The organism is Streptomyces sp. NRRL S-87 (genome assembly GCF_000719335.1).
In the GTDB taxonomy this organism is placed as follows: Bacteria; Actinomycetota; Actinomycetes; order Streptomycetales; family Streptomycetaceae; genus Streptomyces.
Map to the genome: position 1 here is coordinate 107468 of NZ_JOGB01000009.1, position 20205 is coordinate 127672.

The 20205-nt window shown below is 76.2% G+C and carries 14 protein-coding genes; 6 read left to right on the forward strand and 8 right to left on the reverse strand.

Annotated elements, in window-relative coordinates; translation table 11 throughout:
- Positions 1-14 precede the first annotated feature (14 nt).
- Positions 15-581: a DJ-1/PfpI family protein gene (locus tag IF43_RS0107945; protein ID WP_030195951.1), complete on the reverse strand. Its 567-nt coding sequence runs from the start codon at positions 579-581 to the stop codon at positions 15-17.
- A 192-nt stretch (positions 582-773) separates the two neighbouring features.
- Here IF43_RS0107945 and IF43_RS43670 point away from each other — a divergent pair, with 192 nt between their 5' ends.
- A complete protein-coding gene (locus IF43_RS43670; RefSeq protein ID WP_324605090.1) occupies positions 774-1538 on the forward strand; it encodes an NUDIX domain-containing protein in 765 nt (254 codons plus the stop codon).
- Between the two features lie 129 nt (positions 1539-1667).
- Here IF43_RS43670 and IF43_RS0107960 read toward each other — a convergent pair whose 3' ends face one another.
- Positions 1668-2000: a hypothetical protein gene (locus IF43_RS0107960; protein ID WP_051794877.1), complete on the reverse strand. Its 333-nt coding sequence runs from the start codon at positions 1998-2000 to the stop codon at positions 1668-1670.
- Between the two features lie 284 nt (positions 2001-2284).
- On the opposite strand from IF43_RS0107960, the gene IF43_RS0107965 reads away from it, so the two are divergent.
- From IF43_RS0107965 to IF43_RS0107975, 3 genes are all read left to right on the forward strand, one after another.
- Positions 2285-3271, forward strand: coding sequence for an NAD(P)-dependent alcohol dehydrogenase (locus tag IF43_RS0107965; RefSeq protein ID WP_030195956.1), 987 nt, complete (start codon positions 2285-2287; stop codon positions 3269-3271).
- A 94-nt stretch (positions 3272-3365) separates the two neighbouring features.
- A complete protein-coding gene (locus IF43_RS0107970; RefSeq protein ID WP_063753284.1) occupies positions 3366-5330 on the forward strand; it encodes an RNA ligase family protein in 1965 nt (654 codons plus the stop codon).
- A gap of 7 nt (positions 5331-5337) precedes the next feature.
- Positions 5338-8325 (forward strand): poly(A) polymerase, encoded by a 2988-nt coding sequence (locus tag IF43_RS0107975; protein WP_030195960.1) that lies wholly within the window; start codon positions 5338-5340, stop codon positions 8323-8325.
- A gap of 40 nt (positions 8326-8365) precedes the next feature.
- Here the strand turns inward: IF43_RS0107975 and IF43_RS0107980 are convergent, their stop codons facing one another.
- A complete protein-coding gene (locus IF43_RS0107980) occupies positions 8366-9313 on the reverse strand; it encodes a DMT family transporter (protein WP_234332009.1) in 948 nt (315 codons plus the stop codon).
- A gap of 333 nt (positions 9314-9646) precedes the next feature.
- Here IF43_RS0107980 and helR point away from each other — a divergent pair, with 333 nt between their 5' ends.
- Positions 9647-11962: an RNA polymerase recycling motor ATPase HelR gene (helR, locus tag IF43_RS0107985; protein WP_051794880.1), complete on the forward strand. Its 2316-nt coding sequence runs from the start codon at positions 9647-9649 to the stop codon at positions 11960-11962.
- Positions 11963-12027: 65 nt separating this feature from the next.
- Here the strand turns inward: helR and IF43_RS0107990 are convergent, their stop codons facing one another.
- Entirely contained in the window at positions 12028-12594 is a 567-nt protein-coding gene (locus IF43_RS0107990; protein WP_030195966.1) for a dihydrofolate reductase family protein, read from the reverse strand.
- Positions 12595-12718: 124 nt separating this feature from the next.
- Between IF43_RS0107990 and IF43_RS0107995 the strand changes: the two genes are divergently transcribed.
- Positions 12719-15319 carry a DEAD/DEAH box helicase gene (locus IF43_RS0107995; protein ID WP_078909989.1) on the forward strand — a complete coding sequence of 867 codons (2601 nt, stop codon included), beginning with the start codon at positions 12719-12721 and terminating at the stop codon, positions 15317-15319.
- Here the strand turns inward: IF43_RS0107995 and IF43_RS0108000 are convergent.
- The 4 genes from IF43_RS0108000 to IF43_RS0108015 form a co-directional block, all read right to left on the reverse strand.
- Positions 15292-15684 carry a VOC family protein gene (locus IF43_RS0108000; RefSeq protein WP_030195968.1) on the reverse strand — a complete coding sequence of 131 codons (393 nt, stop codon included), beginning with the start codon at positions 15682-15684 and terminating at the stop codon, positions 15292-15294. The two genes, IF43_RS0107995 and IF43_RS0108000, sit on opposite strands and share 28 nt — an antisense overlap.
- A gap of 114 nt (positions 15685-15798) precedes the next feature.
- Positions 15799-16047, reverse strand: coding sequence for a helix-turn-helix domain-containing protein (locus IF43_RS0108005; protein ID WP_051794883.1), 249 nt, complete (start codon positions 16045-16047; stop codon positions 15799-15801).
- Between the two features lie 202 nt (positions 16048-16249).
- Complete coding sequence (locus tag IF43_RS0108010) at positions 16250-18160, reverse strand: APC family permease (protein ID WP_030195984.1); 1911 nt, start codon at positions 18158-18160, stop codon at positions 16250-16252.
- A gap of 89 nt (positions 18161-18249) precedes the next feature.
- Positions 18250-19785: a helix-turn-helix domain-containing protein gene (locus tag IF43_RS0108015; protein WP_030195985.1), complete on the reverse strand. Its 1536-nt coding sequence runs from the start codon at positions 19783-19785 to the stop codon at positions 18250-18252.
- Between the last annotated feature and the right edge of the window lie 420 nt (positions 19786-20205).

Here is a 20205-nt window from a genome sequence, read left to right on the forward strand (position 1 = left end):
GGTCGCCGGGCCGCTCAGGCGAGCGGCGCCTTGCTGCGGAGCACGGTGAGGAACTCCCGCATCCAGGCCGAGTGGTCCGGCCAGGCGCGGGCCGACACGAGCGTGCCGTCGACGACCGCCTCGGAGTCCTCGTAGGCGGCGCCGGCCGTGCGCATGTCGGTCTCCAGGGCCGGGTAGGCCGTCACGCGGCGCCCGCCGAGGGCCCCGATCGCGGCGGTGATCAGGGGCCCGTGGCAGATCTGCGCCACCGGCCGGTCGGAGTCCGTGAAGGCCGCGAGGATGCGCCGCACTTCGGGGTCGTTGCGCAGGTACTCGGGCGCCCGGCCGCCGGGCAGCACGAGCGCCGCGTACTGCGCCGGGTCGACCTCGGTGAAGGCGAGGTCGGCGGGCCAGGTGTAGCCGGGCTTCTCGGTGTAGGTGTCGAAGCCCTCCTCGAAGTCGTGGACGACGAAGCGGAGCTTCTTGCGCGAGGGGGCGGCGATGTGGACCTCGTACCCCTCCTCGCGGAGCCGCTGGTAGGGGTAGAGGACTTCGAGCGACTCCGCCGCGTCGCCGGTGACGATGAGGACCTTCGCTGCCATGGGCTGCTCCCGTCGCAGTGCTGCCGGTTCCGGTGTCGGTCAGCCCAACCGTGCCCGGATCGGGGGCACTTGCCAAGACGGCCCCGCCGACCTCCACCCGGACGAGTGGGCCGGCGCGGGCCCGGGGCCCGCTCGCCGTCGCGTAGGTGCTCGAATGTCCGGGACACGACCGCACGAGTGCAGGGAGCGAGCATGACCGACCGCGTACGAGGCGTCCTCGTCACCCCCGAGGGGCGCCTGCTCTTCATCCGCCGCACGCGCCCCGGCGTCGACCCGTACCTCGTCTTCGTCGGGGGCGGGGTCGAGGACACCGATCCCGGTCCGCGCGCCGCCCTGCTGCGGGAGATCCACGAGGAGATCGCCGGTCACGGCGTCCGGATCCACGGGTTGCTGCACACCGAGCCGACCCGCGAGGGCGGCCGGCACGACTTCTACGTGTGCACCGTCGCCGGCTGGGACTGGGACGCCAGGAGCGGAGCGGAGTTCGCCCGAACCGACCGCGGCACGTACGAGCTCGTCGAGGTACCGCTCGTCCCGGAAGCCCTGGACGGCGTCGAGCTCCTCCCGCCCGGCGCGGCCGGCGCCCTGCGTACGGCGATCGCGTCCGGCTCGCTTGCGGCACTGACGCGCCGGCCCTGGAGCACGATCGCCGCCCTGGCCGACCGTTTCGACGCCGCCGACGAGGCGCAGGGGATGCGGGCCGAGGAGAGCCACGTCCTCCAAGTACTCAAGATCGGCGAGGAGTTCGGCGAGGCGGCGCAGGCGGTGATCGGCGCCAAGGGGACCAACCCCCGCAAGGGGCACTCGCACACCTGGGAGGACGTGCACGCCGAGGTGGCCGACGTGGTGATCACCGGCATGGTGGCGCTCGCCCGGATGCGGCCGGACGCCGCCGCGTACCTGGAGGCCCAACTGGAGCTCAAGGCGGCCAAGTTCCTCCCCGGCGACGCCGGCTGACGATGCCGGGCGGTCCCCGGGGGGTCAGGGGGGCGGGACCCCCGGTCAGCCGGCCGAGCGGTCCGCCGGCCAGCCGGCCGGGACCCCCGGTCAGCGGGCCGGCCTGGGCGTGCACGGGCCGGGGCGGGGTCAGCCCGTCAGGCGGGAGCGGCGAGGGTTGCTGACGGAGGGGCGGGGGGCGGGGAGGGCCTCGGTACCGGTCAGGAGCTCGGGCTGGCGCATGCCGAGCCGTCGGCGGAGGTCCGCGAGCGCGGTGTGGACCGGCGCCAGCACGGCCTCGGCCTCCCGGTGCATCCCGCCGAGGGCGAGCACGATGGTCTCGACGGCCTCGACCGCGTCCTCGGCCGCCTCGTGGCTCCAGGGTCCGGCGCCCACCGCGTCGTGCAGGTGGCAGGCGGCCTCCGCGAGCTCGGCGGCCCGGTTCCCCACGCCGGGAGCGCCCTTGAGGGGCAGTGCGTCCATACCCATACCGTCCCAACGACGCTCCCCCGGCCTGGGGAACGCCCCGCACCACCGCCGCTCAGGGGGCAGCGCCGCCCAATCGCACCTGCACCCCGAGGTTTCCCTGACCAGGCCCCGACCCGGGCAACCTTGGAAGTCCGGGGCGACGTCGTCCCTCCGTACGATCCGGACGCGGCCGCGGCGGCCGTAGCGTACGCATCACATCCACACGGCATCACATCCACCCGGCATCACAGCAACGCGGGCGACGGCGGGCAGCCGGGCAAAGAGGGGAGCGCGGCCTCATGCAGGCGATCGTGCAGGACCGCTACGGACCGGCCGAGGTGCTCGCGCTGGCGGACGTCCCGGTACCGGTGCCCGGCCCCCGCGAGGTGCTGGTCCGGGTACGGGCGGCCGGAGTGCACATCGGGGACTGGCACGTCATGACCGGGCTGCCGTCGGTGGCGCGGCTGGGGCTCGGGCTGCGAAGACCGCGGGCGCGGGTGCGCGGGCTGGAGTTCGCGGGGCGGGTCGAGGCGGCGGGGGCGCGGGTGACCGGGTTCCGGCCCGGGGACGAGGTGTTCGGCGTCTGCGCGGGGGCCTTCGCCGAGTTCGCGTGCGCCCGCGAGGACCGGATCGCCGCCCGGCCGGCCGATGTCGGCTGGGCTCAGGCGGCGGCGCTCCCGGTGTCCGGGCAGACCGCACTGCAGGCACTGCGACTGGGCGGGCCGCCGCGGCCCGGCCGCCGGGTGCTGGTGATCGGCGCGGGCGGGGCGGTGGGCTCGTACGCCGTCCAGCTCGCCAAGGCCGGTGGCGCAGAGGTGACCGGGGTGTGCAGCACCGGCAAGGCGGAGCTCGTCCGCACCCTGGGCGCGGACCGCGTGGTGGACTACACGCGGGAGGACTTCGCGGCCGTCGGCACCGGCCACGACCTCGTCCTGGACATGGCGGGCAGCCGGCCGCTCCCGGAACTGCGCCGTGCGCTCGCCGCGGACGGCACGCTGGTGGTGGTCGGAGGTGAGGGCGGCGGCCACGTGTTCGGCACCCTGCACCGGCAGCTGCGCGCCTCGCTGCCGTCCTTCTCCGGCGGTCGGCTGCGGCCGCTGGTGGCCGTGGACCGGGCGTCGGACCTGCGCGAACTCGCCGCCCTGGCCGCGTCGGGCACGATCCGCCCGGTCATCGACCGCGCGTACGGCCTGGCCGAGGTCCCCGAGGCGCTGCGCCGCCTGGGCGAGGGGCACAACCGCGGGAAGGCGGTGGTGACGATCGCGGGCGACGGGCCCGGGGCGTGAGCCGCGGCGCCGGCCGGCGTCCCCGCCACCGCGCCGGTCGAGGGGCGGGTTATTCGGTCGCCGCGGGGAAGGTCGTTACGTAGGGTGACATGCCATGCGTACGCACTATCCCCGGACCCCTCACCTGCCCTGGTCCCCCGGCGCCACCTCGGACGACGTGCGGGCGGGCGCGGAGCTCGGCGGGCTGGTCGGGCGCGAGGTCGTGGTCACGGAGAAGCTCGACGGCGAGAACACCACGCTCTACGCGGACGGGCTGCACGCCCGTTCGCTGGACTCCGGGCACCATCCCTCGCGCGCCTGGGTCAAGGCCCTCCAGGGGCGCGTCGGCGCGGGGATCCCGGCCGGCTGGCGGGTGTGCGGCGAGAACATGTACGCCCGGCACTCGCTCGCCTACGACGACCTGGACAGCTGGTTCTACGGGTTCTCCGTCTGGGACGACACCGGGCACTGCCTCGACTGGGACCGGACCGTGCGCTTCCTGCGGCGGCTCGGCGTGCCCGTACCGCGCGTGCTGTGGCGCGGCACGTTCGACGAGCGCGCGCTGCGCCGGCTGCGGATCGACACCGCCCGGCACGAGGGGTACGTGGTGCGCACCGTCGACGGCTTCCCGCAGGCCGAGTTCGGGCGGCGGGTGGCCAAGTGGGTGCGCGCCGGGCACGTGCGGACGGACACGCACTGGATGCACGCCGCCGTCGTGGAGAACGGGCTCGGGCCGGCCGCGCCCCTGTGGGCCGTCCGCTCCGGCGCCGCACCCGACGTCCCGGCGCTGCTGGCCGCCCTCGGCACCGGCGGACCGCGGGGCGGGGAGGTCGGCGGGCCCGCCGTGACGGGAAGGGGGGCCGGCGGACCGTCCGTGCCGGGGAGGGGAGTCGGCCCGCTGTCCGCATCGGAGCAGGAGGCCGCCGAGGCGGGGGCGCGGGAGGCGGCCGGGCGGCTCGACGTGCTCGGGCGCACCGGGGACGCCCGGCTCGTCGGCGTGCTCGCGGCGGCCCTGCACCGGCTCCCCCGCGGCGCGCTGCTGGCGCGGCTCGCCGCCGGGCCCCTCGGGCTGCCGCTCGGGCGGCGCGTGGCCGACCTCGTCGGGCTGCACCCGCTGCTGCACCTCCCCTTCCCCGACGCCGACCGGCGCTGCGGGCTGCTCCGCCTGGCGGCCGCGGCCGACCTCGGTGTGCTGCACGCCGTGGCCGCCGCGGTCCCGGCGGGTCGTTCCGGGGAGGGCCGTGAGCAGGTGGAGTGGTCCGCGCTGTACGCGGAGGACGCGGGCCTGCTGGTCGAGGACCCGCTCGCGCCCCTGCGCACGGGGCTGCGCACCGCCCTGGCCGCGGCCGGGGTCACGGGCGCGGCCGCGGACCGGTGCTGGGCCCAGGCCCGGGAGGCGTACGCGGCGGGCCGGATCGCGACCCCCGAGGAGGCGGTGGCGGCCACGTGGCGGTGGCGGGACGGCGCCTTCCCCCGGCTGGTGCAGCTGGTCGGGCCCGCCGGCAGCGGCAAGAGCACCGTCGCGGCCGCGCTGGCCCGGGCGGTTCCCGGTGCGGTGTGCGTGTCCCTGGACGACCTGCGCACCGCGCGCGGCGACCGGACGGACCAGTCCGAGAACGCGGCGGTGCTCCGCGCCGGCCTCGACCGGCTGGACGCGGCCCTGGCCGCCGGCGGGACGGTGGTGTGGGACGCGACCTCGCTCACCGAACGGCAGCGGCTGCCCGTGCTCGACGCGGCGCGACGCAGGGACGCGCTGGTCACGCAGGTCGTGACCGTGGTGGACGAGGACGAACTGGTGCGACGCAACGGCAGCCGCCCGCATCCGGTACCGGCCGCGGTCCTGGACCGGCAGCTGCGCCGCTACGCCCCGCCCTACCCGGGCCGGGCGCACCGCACCTGGTACGTCGGACCGGGCGGGACGGTCGCGGACCGGGCCGGCGGCATCGACGGGGACGTCCCGGGCGCGTGGAACGCGGGGGAACGCGGTGACGTGCGGGGCGAGGGGAACGAAGAGCGCCGGCGGGCCGGCCGGGGCGCCGGGGCGACCGAGGACCCCGGTACCGAATGGGACGGGGTGTGAGGGACGGATGCGTACCAGCGAGGAGATCTACCACCAGGTGCGGTGGGATCCGCGCTTCGATCCGGCGCGGTTCGTGCTCGGACTGCTCCAGCGCGGGGCGCCGCCGAAGCGCGTGCCGCTGCCGTCGTTCGTACCCGGGGGCGACATCCCCTGGCACCGGGTGCTGTTCGTGGAGGCGGACGGCGAGCTGGTGTGGGACCGGGCGAGCGGGTTGGACGTGGTGGGGCGCTCGGCGGCCGGGCGGGTGCGCGAGCCGCGGCGGCTGCGGGCGCCGTTCTTCACGGCGCGCACCCCGTACGCCTGGCGGGAGGGGCGCTGGCAGCCGGTGCCGGAGGCCGGGCCGGCCGGGTCCGACCGGGGCGCGGCGGCCGCCGGGGCGGCCACGGCGGCGGGGTCCGCGGCCCGGGTGCGCCTGCTGACGTGGAACACCCTGTGGGACCGGTACGACGCCGACCGCATCGACACCGCGCGCCGCCGGCCCCGGCTGCTGGCCGCACTCGCGGCCGCGGACGCCGACGTGATCGCCCTCCAGGAGGTCGAACCGGCCCTGGTGGAGCTGCTGTCGGCGGCCCCCTGGGTGCGCGAGGGGTACGTGCTGGGCGCCGACCCGGCCGGCCGGGACGCCGCCGACAGCGGACTGCTGCTGCTCAGCCGGCTGCCCGTCCGCGAGGCGGGCGTGCACGCACTCGGCCCGCACAAGGCCGTGTCCGCCGTCGTGGTGGACACGGCGGCCGGCTACCCGCTGACGGTGGCGGCCACCCACCTGTCCAGCGACCACTCGGCGGGCGCGACGGACCGGCGGACGGCCGAACTGGCCCGCATCGCCGAGGGGCTGGCCGGCGTGGACGGCGAGATCGCGCTGCTCGGCGACTTCAACGACGGGCGTTCCTCCCCCGAAGGGCCGGCCGCCGTACTGGGGATGCGCGACGCGTGGGAGGAGGCGTACGGTCCGGGCGACAGCACCCCGACCTTCGACCCGGCCGTCAACCCGCTGGCCGCGGTCTCCTCGCTCACCGGCCGGGCCTCGCGCCTGGACCGGATCCTGGTGCGGGGCGCGGCCGCCGTGGCGGGGGCGGCCCTGCTGGGTGACGCGCCGGGGCCGGACGGGCTGTTCGTCTCCGACCACTACGGCGTACGGGCCGACCTCCGGTACGCCCCGGCGGGGGCGCAGGACGGGCCGGCCGGCCCGGACGGCGCGGACGTGCTGGACGCGGCCCCTTCGGTCCGGACGGCGCTGGCCTGGCTGCCGCCCGCGGAACTGCTGCCGGCGGTGGACGGTTTGAGGGAGTCGTACGACCCGCAGGTCCGGCGCTGGCCCGCGCACGTGAACCTGCTCTTCGGCTTCGCGCCGGAGCACGAGTTCGAGCGGGCCGCGGCCCTGGTCGGCGAAGTCGCGGCGCGGACCGAGCCGTTCCCGGTGCGGGTGGCGGGGGTGTACACGTTCGGGCACCGCGAGGACGCCACGGTGTGGCTCGACCCGGCGGCCGACGGCGACGGGCCGTGGCAGCACCTGCGCGCCGCGCTCGCCGAGCGCTTCCCGGCCTGCCGGGGGCGGGCCGACGGCTTCACCCCGCACCTCACCCTCGGGCGCACCCGGGAGCCGCACCGCGTCGCGGCCGTCTGCGAGCAGCGGCTCGCCGGCGCGCCGACGGCGGCGCTGGTGGGCGAACTGGCCCTCCTGTCCCGGCGGGGCGAGGAGCCGATGCGGGTGCGGGCCCTCGTGGAGCTCGGCACCGGGGCCGTCACGTGGCTGCCGGAGCTGCCGGAGTCCCCCGCGCCCGCGGTGCGGGCGGAGCAGTCTCGTCCGGACGCCGCCCTGGACGCGGGCCCGGACGAGGACGGGGTGGCCCGGGACGTGTCCGCGCGGGTGGCGGAGGCGCTCGGCGAGGGGGTCGTGCGGACCGTCGGTTCGCGGGCCATGGGCTGTGCCCTGCCCGGCGCGGACCTGGACCTCGTGGCCGTCCTTCCGGGAACGCCCGATCCCGCGGAGGCGGAGGCCCGGATCGCGGCCGCGTTCCCGGAGGCGGGGGCGCTGCGCCGGGTGGTGGGCGCACGGGTGCCGGGACTGCGGTTCTCGGTCGGCACGCTGGGGGTGGACCTGGTGGTCGTGGGCGCGGGAGCGCTCGACCCGGCCGTGGCCACGCGGCGCCGGTCCGAACTGGGCGAGGCGGCGGCCGTCGCCCTGAGCGCGGTGAGCGACGCGGAGGCCGTGCGGTCCGCCGTGGCCGGCCGCGAGCCCGAGTTCACGCGCCTCGCCCGCCGCGTCAAGGCCTGGGCGGGGGCCCGCGGCCTGGACTCCGGCCCGTTCGGCGGCCTTCCCGGCCTGGCCTGGACCGTCCTGGCGGCGCACACGGTCGCGACCGCGGCCACCCCCACGACCGCGCGCACGGGAGCCGGGGACGAGGCCCTGCTGCGGGACTTCTTCGCGACGTGGGCGGCCTGGGACTGGCACGAACCGGTCGCCCTCGACGCGGGCGCGGGACCGTCCGTACCCGCCGCCGTGGGAGCGCCGGGAGGGGCGGCGCTGACCGTGCTCACCCCCTCCGCCCCGGTCCGGAGCTGTACCGCGCAGGTGTCACCGGGCTTCCGGGACCTGGTCACCCAGGAGCTCTACCGGGCCTGGGAGTTGCTGGAGGCCGACCCCCGCGGCTGGACGGACGTCACGGCACCGCCTCCGCTGCACCGCCGCCATGCCGCGTGGGCCGTGGTGACCGTACGGGCGCACGGATCCGCCGGGTTCGAGGAGTCGATGGGCCGCGTGCGGGGTCGGCTGCGCGCGCTGCTCGGGGCCCTGGAGGAGGCCGGCGCGCCGGACGCCCACGCCTGGCCGCGGCCGCTGCGCCCGGGTGCGCTGCGGGCCCGGCTCGTGATCGGGCTGGGCCGGACGCCGCCGGACGCGGAACGGCTGGCCGGGCTGGCCCGGGCCTGGGGCCGGGACCTGGACGGGGTGGACGTGACCCGGGTCGAGGGAGGCTCCCTCCCGACCCTCGCCTGACCCGCGCCCCGGAGGCGCCGCCCGGCCCCGTCGGGAGTCTTCAGGCCCGGCGTTCGGATCGGCCCCCGGGCGCCGGGTCGCCGGGCGCGCCGTCCGCCGGCCGCCCCGCGCCCCCGGAGCCGCCGCGCAGGGCCCCGAGGTATACCCCGAGCAGGATCAGCGGCGTGCCCAACAGCAGGGAGGCGCTGAGGGGTTCGGCGTCGAGCCGGGCGGAGAGCAGGATCGTGACGGGTGGGATGACCACGAACACGTACGCGGCCCGCGAGGCACCCCAGTGATCGATGACCACGAGGTAGAGCACGAACGTCAGGACCGACCCGGCGAGGACCATGTAGGCGACGGCCCACCACGTCGCGGCCCGCTCCGGCAGCTCCCACCGGTCCCCGGCGGCCCGCGAACCGGCGAACAGCAGCAGCGTGGCGGCCGACATCCCGACGGCGTTCATGGCCACGGGGTGCACGTGCGGGAACCGGCGGACGAGGACCGCCGCCTGGGCGAAGCACAGGACCGCGCCGAAGACCGCCAGCAGCGACGCAACCGGTACGTCCGCCTGGAGCGGCGCCCGCGAGACCAGCGCGACGCCCGTGGCGGCGAGGAGCGTGCCGAACACGGCGGACGCGCGGAAGCGTTCCTGCCGCTGGGCCGCCGCCAGCAGCAGCGTGACCAGGGGTACCAGCGCCAGGACGGTCTGGCCGAGTCCGGCGTGGATGTGGACCAGGGCGTAGTAGGCGAGCGCGGAGGTGACGCCGAAGTTCAGGGTGCCGAAGAGCGCGGCCCCCGCCAGGGCCCGGCCGCGCGGGAACCCCACGCGCAACACGGCCATGAGCAGGAGCAGGACCAGCGAGGCGCCGCCGAAGCGCAGGGCGGCACCCCACAGGGGGTCGAGCTCACGGTTGCTGAACCGCACGCCCACCGCGTTCCCGCCACCGAGCAGGGCGCACCCGAGGAACGAGCCCAGCGCCACCCGATCCACGCCACCACGCAGCACCGGCCCACCGTAAGCCGCGTGCCGCGCCGGCACGGCCGCGACACACGCCGGTGAGGACACGCGCCGTACGGGTGCGGAGCGGGCCGCGGGGCCGGGGGGACCGCCGCCGGGACGCAGCGGCGCCCGGCAGGGGCGGAGCGCACCCGCCGGGCAAAAGAAAAGCGGCAAGGGGGAAACCCACTCCTTGCCACTCTCAACGTATAGCGCACGGGGGGCCTTGCGGCAAGGCCCCGGTCCTGGCGCACAATCACTGGCCTCTGCCAGGACCTGCGGAAATCGGAGATTCACGGAGTGCATGCGCATGTGTCGGTTCGTGCGGACGGAGCCGATGAGATGACCTGCCCGACCACCATGAGCGCGTTCGACCTTCCCGACCGCCTCTCCCCCAAGGCCGATCCGACGCTGATCGCCGACGACGAGCGGCACTTCACCGCCGTCGCCGAGAGCCTGGGGCGGACGATCACCGAGCTGTCCGACCAGTTGGCCGCCGTGCTCAGGGCGCCCGGCGGCGCCGGCCGCGCGGCCATGGAACGCGACGCGGAGGTCCACCGGCTGACCGGGCGGCTGCGCGCGCTGCGCCGCTTCGGCCTGGACCTGTGCCTGGGGCGCATCGTCCCCGCGGACGGCACCGGGCCCCTCTACGTCGGCCGGCTCGGCCTCACCGACAGCACCGGGCGCCGGCTGCTGGTCGACTGGCGCTCCCCTGCGGCGGAACCCTTCTTCGCCGCGACCCACGCCCACCCGATGGGCCTGACCAGCCGTCGCAGGTACCGCTGGACCGACGGCCGGGTGAGCGACTACTGGGACGAGGTGTTCACCCCCGACGGGCTGGAGGGGCACGCCGCGCTCGACGACCAGTCGGCGTTCATCGCCAGTCTGGGCAGCAGCCGCTCGCCCCGGATGCGGGACGTGCTGGCGACGATCCAGGCGGACCAGGACGCGATCATCCGGGCGGGGTCCCGGGGAGCGCTCGTCGTCGACGGCGGTCCGGGTACCGGCAAGACGGTCGTCGCGCTGCACCGATCCGCCTACCTCGTCCACTCCGACCCGCGCCTCGCCCACCGTCGCGGCGGCGTGCTGTTCGTCGGGCCGCACCAGCCGTACCTGGACTACGTAGCCGACGTCCTGCCCCGGCTGGGCGAGGAGGGCGTCCAGACGTGCACCCTGCGGGACCTGGTCGCCGAGGGCGCCGGCGCGGGCCCCGACACCGACCCGGAGGCGGCCCGGCTGAAGTCGTCGGCGGCCATGGTGGGGGCGGTCGAGACGGCCGTCCGCTTCTACGAGGAGCCGCCCACCGAGGCGCTGGTGCTCTCGACCCCGTGGGCGGACGTGCGGCTGACCGCCGACGACTGGGCCGAGGCGTTCCGGGTACCCGGCCCGGGCGCACCGCACAACGAGGCGCGCGACCGGATCCTGGAGGAGCTGGTCTCGATCCTGGTCGACAAGGCGACGGGCACCGACGACGGCCTCGGCTACCGCGGTGGTGAGGACGAGCCCGACGCGTACGACGTCTACGACCACCGGGACCGCGACGACCACGACCACCGGGGCGGGGACGGGGACGGCGACGACGACGTCCCGGCCGGCCCGCTGCGCGCGTGGCTGCTGAAGGACCGGGAGCTGGCCGGGGCCCTCGACCGTGCCTGGCCCCTGCTCGACGCGGCCGACCTGGTCGGGGACCTGTGGTCGGTGCCCGCGTACCTGCGGATGTGCGCTCCCTGGCTCACCCGCGAGGAGGTGCGCACGCTCCAGCGCGAGGACCCGCGGGCCTGGACGGTGCCGGACCTGCCGCTGCTGGACGCGGCACGGCAGCGGCTCGGCGACCCGGCGGCGTCGCTGCGCCGGCGCCGCCGGGAGTCCGCCGCCGCGGCCGAACGCGAGCGCCTGGCCGGTGTGATCGAGGACGTGCTCGCGGCGGACCAGGACGGGGAGGGGGCGGTGACCATGCTGCGCGGACGCGACCTGCGGGACAGCCTCGTCGACGGGACGGCGCTGCCCGACGCGGCCGGCCGGGACCTGCTGGCCGGGCCGTTCGCGCACGTCGTCGTGGACGAGGCGCAGGAGCTGACCGACGCGGAGTGGCAGATGCTCCTGCTGCGCTGCCCGTCGCGCAGCTTCACCGTCGTCGGCGACCGCGCGCAGGCCCGGCACGGGTTCACCGAGTCCTGGCGGGAGCGGCTGGAGCGCATCGGGCTCGACCGGATCGAGGTGGCCTCGCTGAGCGTCAACTACCGCACGCCGGAGGAGGTGATGGCGGAGGCCGAGCCGGTCATCCGGGCGGTGCTGCCGGACGCCAACGTGCCGGCCTCCGTCCGCAGCTCCGGGGTGCCCGTCGGCCGCGGGACGGTGGCTGACCTGGACGCGGTGCTGGAGGCCTGGCTCGCCGAGCACGCCGAGGGGACGGCCTGTGTCATCGGCGGGCCGCCGGCCGGGTTCCGGGAGACCTCCCGGGTCCGCGCGCTGACGCCCCGGCTGTCGAAGGGGCTCGAGTTCGACCTGGTCGTCCTCATCGACCCGGACCGCTTCGGGAGCGGGACCGAGGGGGCGGTGGACCGGTACGTGGCGATGACGCGGGCGACGCGCCGGCTGGTCGTCCTCACCACCCCTGAGCCCGGCGGGCACCCCCTGAGCCCGGCGGGCACCCCCTGAGCCCGGCGGGCACCCCCTGAGCCCGGCGGCCGCCCGCGGAGCTCGCGGGCGGCCCGGCCGGCGGGTCAGACGTGCTCGTGGCGGAGCACCACCACGCCGTTGCCGAAGGTGCGGGTCCCGGTGAGGCGGAGCGGGCGGGGCGACATCCGCTCCCCGGACGGGAAGAGCGGCCGGCCGGCGCCGATCAGCACCGGGTGGACGGAGATCTCGTACGCGTCGATCAGGTCGTGGCGCGCGAAGCTGCGCGCGAGGTCGGGTCCGCCGACGACCAGGTCGCCGCCGGGCCGGGCCTTGAGCGCCCGGATCCGGTCGGGGTCGACCTCGCGCTCGATGGTGGTGTTCCAGCCCGCCTCGGCCAGGGTCCGGGAGTACACCGTCTTCGGCATGTCCCGCCAGATGCCGGCGAACTCCGCCATCGGCCCGGCGTTCGCGGGATCGGAGTCGGCGGTCGGCCAGAAGTCCGCCATCAGCTGGTAGGTGACCCGGCCGTGGATGAACCCGCCCATGGTCCGCAGCCGGTCGTTGAAGTACGTGTGGACCTCGTCGTCGACCAGGTGCCAGTCGATCTCGCGGTCCGGGCCCTCGAAGAACCCGTCGAGCGAGACGGAAATCATCAGGATGATCTTCCTCACCCGGGCAGCCTACGTCCGCCGGACCGCACGGCCCCGCCGACGGGCCGTGCTGCCCCCGGGACGGTCCGGGCCGGTGGGCCAGAATGGGGACGGCGGACGACGACACGTGGACGAGGGCGAGGGCATGGGCAGGCAGGAGCTGCGCGCGCACCAGCGGGAGGCCGTCGACGCCGTGCTGCGCGCCCTGGAGCCGGGGCCCGGCGGGCGGCTGCCGGCCGGCGGACTGCGCACGCAGGTGGTGATGGCCACCGGCTCGGGCAAGACGTTCGTGGCCGCCCGCTGCGCCGAGGAACTGCGGGCCGACCGGACCCTGGTGCTGGTCCCCAGCCTCGACCTGCTCACCCAGTCGGTGGCGGCCTGGCGTGCGGCGGGGCGGCGCGGGACCGTCCTCGGCGTCTCGTCGCTGCGGGAGCGCGACGCGGGGTTCCCCAACACCACGTCCGGCGAAGAGCTGGCCGCGTGGTGCCGGAGGGCCGGGACCGCGAAGGTCACGGTGTTCGCCACGTACGCCTCGCTCGGCCTGGGCACCGTCGAGCGCGCCCACCGGGCCGGACTGGCGGCCTGGGACCTCGTCGTGGTGGACGAGGCGCACCGCACGTCCGGGCGGATCGGCAAGGCGTGGGCGGTGGTCCACGACAACTCCCGCATCCCGGCCGACCGGCGGCTGTACATGACGGCCACCCCGCGCCTGTGGCAGGCCGGCGGGGACGAGGAGGAGCCGGGCGGGGGCGCCGGGCTGGTGGCGTCCATGGAGGACGACCCCGACGGGCCGTTCGGCGCGGTGTGCCACCGGCTCACGCTGTCGGAGGCGATCGACCGCGGCATCGTGGCCCCGTACCAGGTGGTGTGCGTGGACGTCAGCGACGCCCGGTTCCGGGCGGCCCGCCTGCTGGGACCGGACGCCAGGTCCGACGCGGTGCGCGGGGCCCGGCTCGCCGCCCTGCAGACCGCGGCGGTGAAGACGGCGGTGGAGCAGGGGCTGGAGCGGACGCTGGTCTTCCACCACTTGACGAAGGAGGCCGAGGCGTTCGCGGCCGGGCTCCCGGCGGTGGCGGCCCGGCTGCGCGTCGACCCGGTCTGGGCCGACTGGCTGTGCGGTGAGCACAAGCCGCTGCACCGCCGGCGCGTGCTGGAGGCGTTCGAGCGGGCCCGGCCCGCGTTCCTGAGCTCGGTACGGGTGCTCGGCGAGGGCGTCGACACCCGCGCGTGCGACTCCGTCTTCTGGGCCGACCTGCGCGGTGCGATGCCCGACCTGGTCCAGGCGGTCGGTCGGGCACTGCGCATCCGGCCCGGCGAGGGGAAGGTGGCCTCGCTCGTCGTGCCCGTGCTGCTCGGGCCGGGCGAGACCCCGGACTCCATGCTCACCTCCCGCGCGTACGACGACCTGGCCCGGCTCCTGGAGGCCCTGCGGGCCCACGACACCCGGGTGGTGGAGGCGCTGGCGCAGCCGCAGGCGCCGGGCGCGTACCAGCCGACCGGGCGGGGCGCGGGGGCCGGTGGCCGGGGCGGGATCAGCGGGCCCGCCCGGGAGCTGCTCAGGTTCTCGACCCCGCGGGACCCCGTCGCCCTGGCGGAGTTCATCCGCCTGCGGATCCTCGACCCGGAGACCTCGCACTGGAGGCGGGGTCTGCAGGCGGCCCGCCGGTACGCCGAGCTGACCGGGGACCTGCGCGTGCCGTTCGGGTACCGGATGCCGGGCGGGACGGCGGAGGTCGGACCGGGGGCGGCGGAAGCCGGGCCCGAGACGGCGGAGGTCGGACCGGCGGGTGCGGAGGGCGGACCGGGGAGGACGGAGGTCGGGCCCCGGAGGACGGAGGTCGGGCCCGGGACGGCCGGTTTCCCGCTCGGCCAGTGGATCGCCGACGCCCGGCGGGCCCGCAGACGGGGCGCGCTGTCGGCGGAGCGGATCGCGCACCTGGACGCCCTCGGGATGGTGTGGTCGCACGTCGACGTGGCGTACGAGGAGGGGCTCGCGGCCGCGCGCGGCTGGGCGGCCGAACACGGCCACCTGCTCGCCTCGTTCGACGCGACCTGGCGCGACTACCCGCTGGGCGTGTGGCTGAAGAACAACCGGGCCGCGGCCCGGCGGCCCGAGGGGACGCCGGGGGCCCTGACCGCGGAGCGCCGGGAGGCGCTGGACGAGATCGATCCGGCCTGGTGCCCCACCTGGCCGGTGTCCTGGCAGCGCTGCTTCCGGCTGGCCCGACTGCACGTCGAGGGCGGCGGGCGGATCCCGGCCGGTCCGGGCGAACTCGTGGTCCAGGGCGAGGACCTCGGCCGCTGGCTGCTGCGGCAGCGGCTGGACTGGGACCGGCGGTCCATGGCCCAGCGGTGGATGCTGGAGCACGTCCTCGGCGTGCGCGCGGCCGGGGCGGCGGAGCGGCCCCGCGAGCGCACCCCGCAGGCGGACAAGTGGGCGGCCCACCTGGCGGCGGCCCGGCAGTTCCACCGCCGCGAGCGGCACCTGAACGTGCCGCGGCCGCACGTCGAGACGGTCGCCGGGTTCCCGTACCGGCTGGGTGCGTGGGTGTCCAACGCCCGCAGCCGCGCGGACCGCCTGTCGCCGGAGCGGGTGGCCCAGTTGACCGCCCTGGACATGCGCTGGTCGGGGCGCGCGGCACCCGTGAGGGAGCGGACCGCGCCGGAGCGGACCGCGGCCCGCGACCGGGCGGGCTCCGCGGCGGACCGGGACTCCGGTCAGGTGAGGGCGAGCACCTCCACGTAGTGCGGGTTGCTCATCACGCCCAGGATGTTGCCGAAGGGGTCGGTGACCGAGGCGGTCACGAAGCCGTGGCCGCGGTCGGTGACGGGCTGGTACTCCCGGGCGCCCCGGGCGAGCAGCGCCCCGACGGTGTCGGCGACGTCGTCCACGTGCCAGTACACGATCGCCCCGCCCGGGGTCTCGCGGGCGCCCGGGGGCGCGAACCGCGCGTCGATCAGGCCGAGTTCGTGCTGGTAGTCCCCGATGCGGAACTCGGCGTACCCGGGGCGCTCGAAGTACGGCTCGACGCCCAGGAAGTCGGTGTACCAGTCCTTGGCGGCGGCCAGGTCGGCGGCCCAGAAGCTCACGGTGGCGAGTCCTCGCAGCATGACGGTGTCCCCCTCGGGGTCGTGGCGCCCGGTGGGGCCCCGGCGCCTGGGTCGACCGTAGGGGCGAACCAGGTCAGTTTCCGTCCTCATTGCTCCGCCGCCGGCCGTGTCGCCTCACGAAGCGAGCGGTTCGGGCAGCGGCAGGCGCTCGGCGAGCCGGAACGCGCCGTCCTCGCGGTGCACGTAACCCTCGTGGATGAGGGTGCGCAGCAGGTGGTACGTCGTGGGCAACGGGATCCCGGTCAGGCGGGAGAGGCGCTTGGCCGTGACGGAGCCCTCGGCGTGGATGGCCTCGACGAGGCGCAGCGCGCGCTGGACGGATCCGATGAGGGTGCCGTCCTTGGCTGCGTGGGCGGTGTCCATGATGTGCTCCCCCAGATCGTGTGCGACAGGGACCCGACCGTCCGACTGCCGGAAGCGGCGGGATCTTGGCCGGGATCATGCCGCTCCCGAGGGCCGTCGAGACACGGAATCCGCCCAATGTCACTCTCTGATACAGGACCGATACACAGAGTGCCCGATCCCGGACCGGGTGTCGCTGAGCGCGGACACCGGTCCGTCCGGCTCAGGGGCGGGCCGATTCCAGCAGGTAGGGCACGTCGATGACGGTCACGCCGGGCGTGAAGAGCAGCCTGGCCTTCAGGCGCAGCGCGTTCTGGTTGTGCAGCGGCTGCTCCCACCAGTGACCGACGACGTACTCCGGAATGACGACGGACACCACGCCCCCGGGGTCCTCGGCCGCCATCTCCTGCACGTGCGCGACGATCGGTCCGACCACTTCCCGGTACGGCGAGTGCAGGATCCGCAGCGGCACCCCGAGGTCGTGCGACTCCCACTTCCGGCGCAGCGCCTCCGCGTCCTCGTCGGCGGCCGCGGTCAGGGCGGTGAGCGTGGTCGGCCGCAGCCCCTGGGCGAAGCCCAGCGCCTTCAGCGTGGGCGCGTGCACGTTCGAGACGAGGACCACCATGTGGTAGCGCAGCGGCTCCCGGGGCTTCACCTCGGCGGGGACCGCCACCTGCTGCCTGACCCGGTCGTAGTGGCGCCGCACCCCCTTCATGCCCAGGAAGAGCAGAGGCATGGCGATGACGACGAGCCACGCCCCATGGGTGAACTTGGTGATGAGGACGATGACCAGGACCAGGGCCGTCATGGCGGCGCCCACGGCGTTGATGGCCATGCGGCGGTGGATGTGGACCCGCTCGGCCGCCGGCGTGGTGGGGCGCGCCAGTTCACGCCGCCAGTGCCGGACCATGCCCGCCTGGGAGAGCGTGAAGGAGACGAACACGCCGATGATGTAGAGCTGGATGAGGCGGGTCAGCTCCGCGTCGAAGGCGACGATCAGGGTGATGGCGGTGAGGGCGAGCAGCACGACGCCGTTGGAGTACACCAGCCGGTCGCCCCGGTTGTAGAGCTGGACGGGCGCGTACCGGTCCTTGGCGAGGATCGAGGCGAGCATCGGGAAGCCGTTGAAGGCGGTGTTGGCGGCCAGGACGAGGACGCCCGCGGTGACCGCCTGGAGCAGGTAGAACAGCACGTGCCAGTCGCCGAACGTGGCCCTGCCGATCTGGGCGAGGGCGGTGGAGGTGGGGGTGTCGGCGGGGAGGCCGAGCTCGGTGGGGCTCGCGGCCACGTGCACCTCGTAGACCATCGCGAGGGTGGTGATGCCGGCGAACATGGTGGCGGACAGCAGGCCCATCACGGCGAGGGTGTTGGCCGCGTTCCTGCTCTTGGGCCTGCGGAAGGCCGGGACGCCGTTGCTGATGGCCTCGACACCGGTCAGGGCCGTGCACCCGGAGGCGAAGGCGCGCAGCGCCAGCAGTACCAGCCCGATGCCGGTGTAGGTACCGACGGCGTGGAGGGGCAGGTCGGCGGATTCGGCGCGGATCGTGCTCCCGGTGGCCATGCGGACCGCGGCCACGGCGAACATGACGTAGATGACGAGGACGAAGCCGTAGGTGGGGATGGCGAAGACGCGGCCCGATTCGCGCACGCCGCGCAGGTTCATGACGGTCAGGACCACCACGAAGGCCACCGACATCACCACCTGGTGGTCGCTCAGCGAGGGGACCGCGGACGTGATGGCCGCGACGCCGGAGACGACGGAGACGGCGACGGTCAGGACGTAGTCGACGAGCAGGGCGCTCGCCGCCGTCAGGGCGGCCGTCCGGCCCAGGTTCTCGGAGCTGACGACGTACGCGCCGCCCCCGCCCGGATAGGCGTGGCAGGTCTGGCGGTACGAGGCCACGACGACGAGCAGGAAGACGATGGCGGCCGCGGCGTACCAGGTGAGGTGCAGGAGGGTGACGCCGCCGAGGGCCAGGATCAGGAGGATCTCCTCGGTGGCGTAGGCCACCGAGGAGAGCGGGTCGCTGCAGAAGATCGGCAGGGCGAGTCGCTTGGGCAGCAGGGTCTCGCCCAGCCGGGCGGTGTCCAGCGGCTCACCGACCAGCACGCGTTTCGGAGTGATACGCCTCATGCGGGCATGATCCGCGCACGGGTCCGCGCCGGGGCGTGTGACACACGCTGCGGAGCACGGGGCCGCCGCCGGGACGCGGCGCGACGGGGTCAGGCTCCGGCGAGGGCCTCTGCGCGGTGGGCGAGCCACAGGTCGTGGCGGGCGCTCGGCGACTGCAGGAGGGAGCGCTCCAGCAGGGCCTCCAGCCGGGTCAGCCGCTTGCGCGCGCCGGGGACGGAGATGCCCAGGGCCGCGGCGGTGGGCACGAGTTGGGTGTCGTGGCGCAGCCAGGCGCCCAGCGTCTCGCGGGCGCCGGGCGGGGCCCCCGGGGCGGTGAGCGGGGCGAGGTGGCCCGCGGCCCAGCGGACGACGTCGGGGTGGGCGAGCACCTCGTCCAGGCCGCCGCCGGGGTCGGCGGGCGCGGGTACGCCGCGCGGGGTCAGCCGCAGGGCCAGGGAGAGGGCCGACTGGTCGGGCAGCCGGGCGAGGTCGAGGCCGAGCACGCCCTGGACGAGACGCAGCCGGGTGGCGAGCGTGTTGCGGTGGATCCTGAGCAGTCGGGTGGCGTGCGAGCTGAAGTTCAGCCAGGCGTGCACGGTGGCGCGCAGCTCCTGGCCGCCCGGGTCCTGCGGCCGCCTGGGCTCGTACGCGTGCAGCGGCGCGAGCAGGGCCGCCGCCCAGGCCGCGCCGGGCCGGTGCGCCGCGAGGGCCAGTTCGGCCCCGGTGCCGAAGCACGCGTACCGTTCGGCGCGGCCGCGGGCGACGGCGAGGGCGTGGAAGGCCTGCGTGTACGCCTCCCGGCTGTCGCGCAGCGACCCCTCGTCGCTGACCCCGACCAGGCACTCGCGGTCCGCCGCCGCCAGCGCTTCGGCAAGCGGGTTGCGGCCGGCCCCGGCGGCCGGCCGGGGCGCGGGCGCCGGGCGGGACGCGGCGGTCGGGCGGGACGCGGCGGTCGGGCGGGACGCGGCGGTCGGGCGGGGCGTGGGCGCGAGAACGATGAGGTGGCGCACGTAGACCGGGCAGCGCACCACCCAGGCCCGGCCGTCGGTGAGCTCGCCGCACCGGCGCGCGACCGCCTCGCGGCGGCCGGCGCGGCACTCGACGACGTACATCCGGAAGGGGTCGGGCAGCGAGGGGGTGAGGGCCTCGGCGATCTGGTGGGCGGTGGAGACCCGGCCGTTCATCAGCAGGTGCAGCACCGCCTCGCGCGAGCGGGACTCGGCCAGGGCGGCCTGCTCGTGGCGCTGCTCGGCGTCCTCGACGCGCAGGCTGAGCGCCAGCGGCACGGCCGCGTCGGCGAGCAGGCCGGCGGCGCCCGGCGGGTACGGTCGGGCCAGTACGGCGGCCAGGGCGCGGCCGCCCCCGGGCCGGCGGACCCCGCTCGGCGGCTCCTCGTCGAGGGCGAAGAGCAGGGCGGCGGACCCGCTCCCCTCGAACACCGCCGACCGGACCCCGCGGGCGCTGCGCTCGGCCGCGCCGCGGGTGACGAGCTCGGCCTCACCGGCCGCGGGAGGGGCGGGCGCGGAGGCGCGGACGGCGGAGCCGTCGGGGCGCACCACCGCCGTCCAGGCGTCCAGGCGCTGGGCCAACCAGCGCAGCAGGGCTTCGGAGCCGCCGCTGTGGGCGAGCCGGTGGGCCTTGAGCACGTCGTCGGGTCGGGACCGGGCGGTGGCTCCGGCGGCGGGCTGGATCGAAATCGTCGGACCCCTTCGCTGCGTTCCGCGGTCCGGACGGCAACCGGCGGCGTCCGGACCCGCATTGAAGCATCCGGCGCTGCCTGTGCGCTGTGATACCGGTCTCGCGCGGCCACTGGGCAGAGCGAACCCTGTCATCGGCCGCGCGCCGATCTAGGTTGTGTCGTACCGGGCCTGACGGCGGAGCGGCACCTGCCAGACGGGTGTGACCGTCCGGCTCCCGGGATCCCGCGGTGGGGTCCCGGCGCGATCAGGGGAGCGCCGGGCCCTCACCGGACGGAGGACGGGGTCATGGACGTCGTGGAGCCGTGGAAGCCAGGGACGTCATGGAAGCCAGGGACGTCATGGAAGCCAGGGACGTCATGTCGGGCG

Bases quoted from the DNA above. Each gene is read 5' to 3' on its own strand.
- IF43_RS0108005 (WP_051794883.1), bottom strand. From the start codon at position 16,047: ATGGACACCGCCCACGCAGCCAAGGACGGCACCCTCATCGGATCCGTC.
- IF43_RS0107970 (WP_063753284.1), top strand. From the start codon at position 3,366: ATGCGTACGCACTATCCCCGGACCCCTCACCTGCCCTGGTCCCCCGGC.
- helR (WP_051794880.1), top strand. From the start codon at position 9,647: ATGACCTGCCCGACCACCATGAGCGCGTTCGACCTTCCCGACCGCCTC.
- IF43_RS0108000 (WP_030195968.1), bottom strand. From the start codon at position 15,684: ATGCTGCGAGGACTCGCCACCGTGAGCTTCTGGGCCGCCGACCTGGCC.
- IF43_RS43670 (WP_324605090.1), top strand. From the start codon at position 774: ATGACCGACCGCGTACGAGGCGTCCTCGTCACCCCCGAGGGGCGCCTG.
- IF43_RS0107945 (WP_030195951.1), bottom strand. From the start codon at position 581: ATGGCAGCGAAGGTCCTCATCGTCACCGGCGACGCGGCGGAGTCGCTC.
- IF43_RS0107960 (WP_051794877.1), bottom strand. From the start codon at position 2,000: ATGGACGCACTGCCCCTCAAGGGCGCTCCCGGCGTGGGGAACCGGGCC.
- IF43_RS0107995 (WP_078909989.1), top strand. From the start codon at position 12,719: ATGGGCAGGCAGGAGCTGCGCGCGCACCAGCGGGAGGCCGTCGACGCC.
- IF43_RS0107965 (WP_030195956.1), top strand. From the start codon at position 2,285: ATGCAGGCGATCGTGCAGGACCGCTACGGACCGGCCGAGGTGCTCGCG.
- IF43_RS0108010 (WP_030195984.1), bottom strand. From the start codon at position 18,160: ATGAGGCGTATCACTCCGAAACGCGTGCTGGTCGGTGAGCCGCTGGAC.
- IF43_RS0107975 (WP_030195960.1), top strand. From the start codon at position 5,338: ATGCGTACCAGCGAGGAGATCTACCACCAGGTGCGGTGGGATCCGCGC.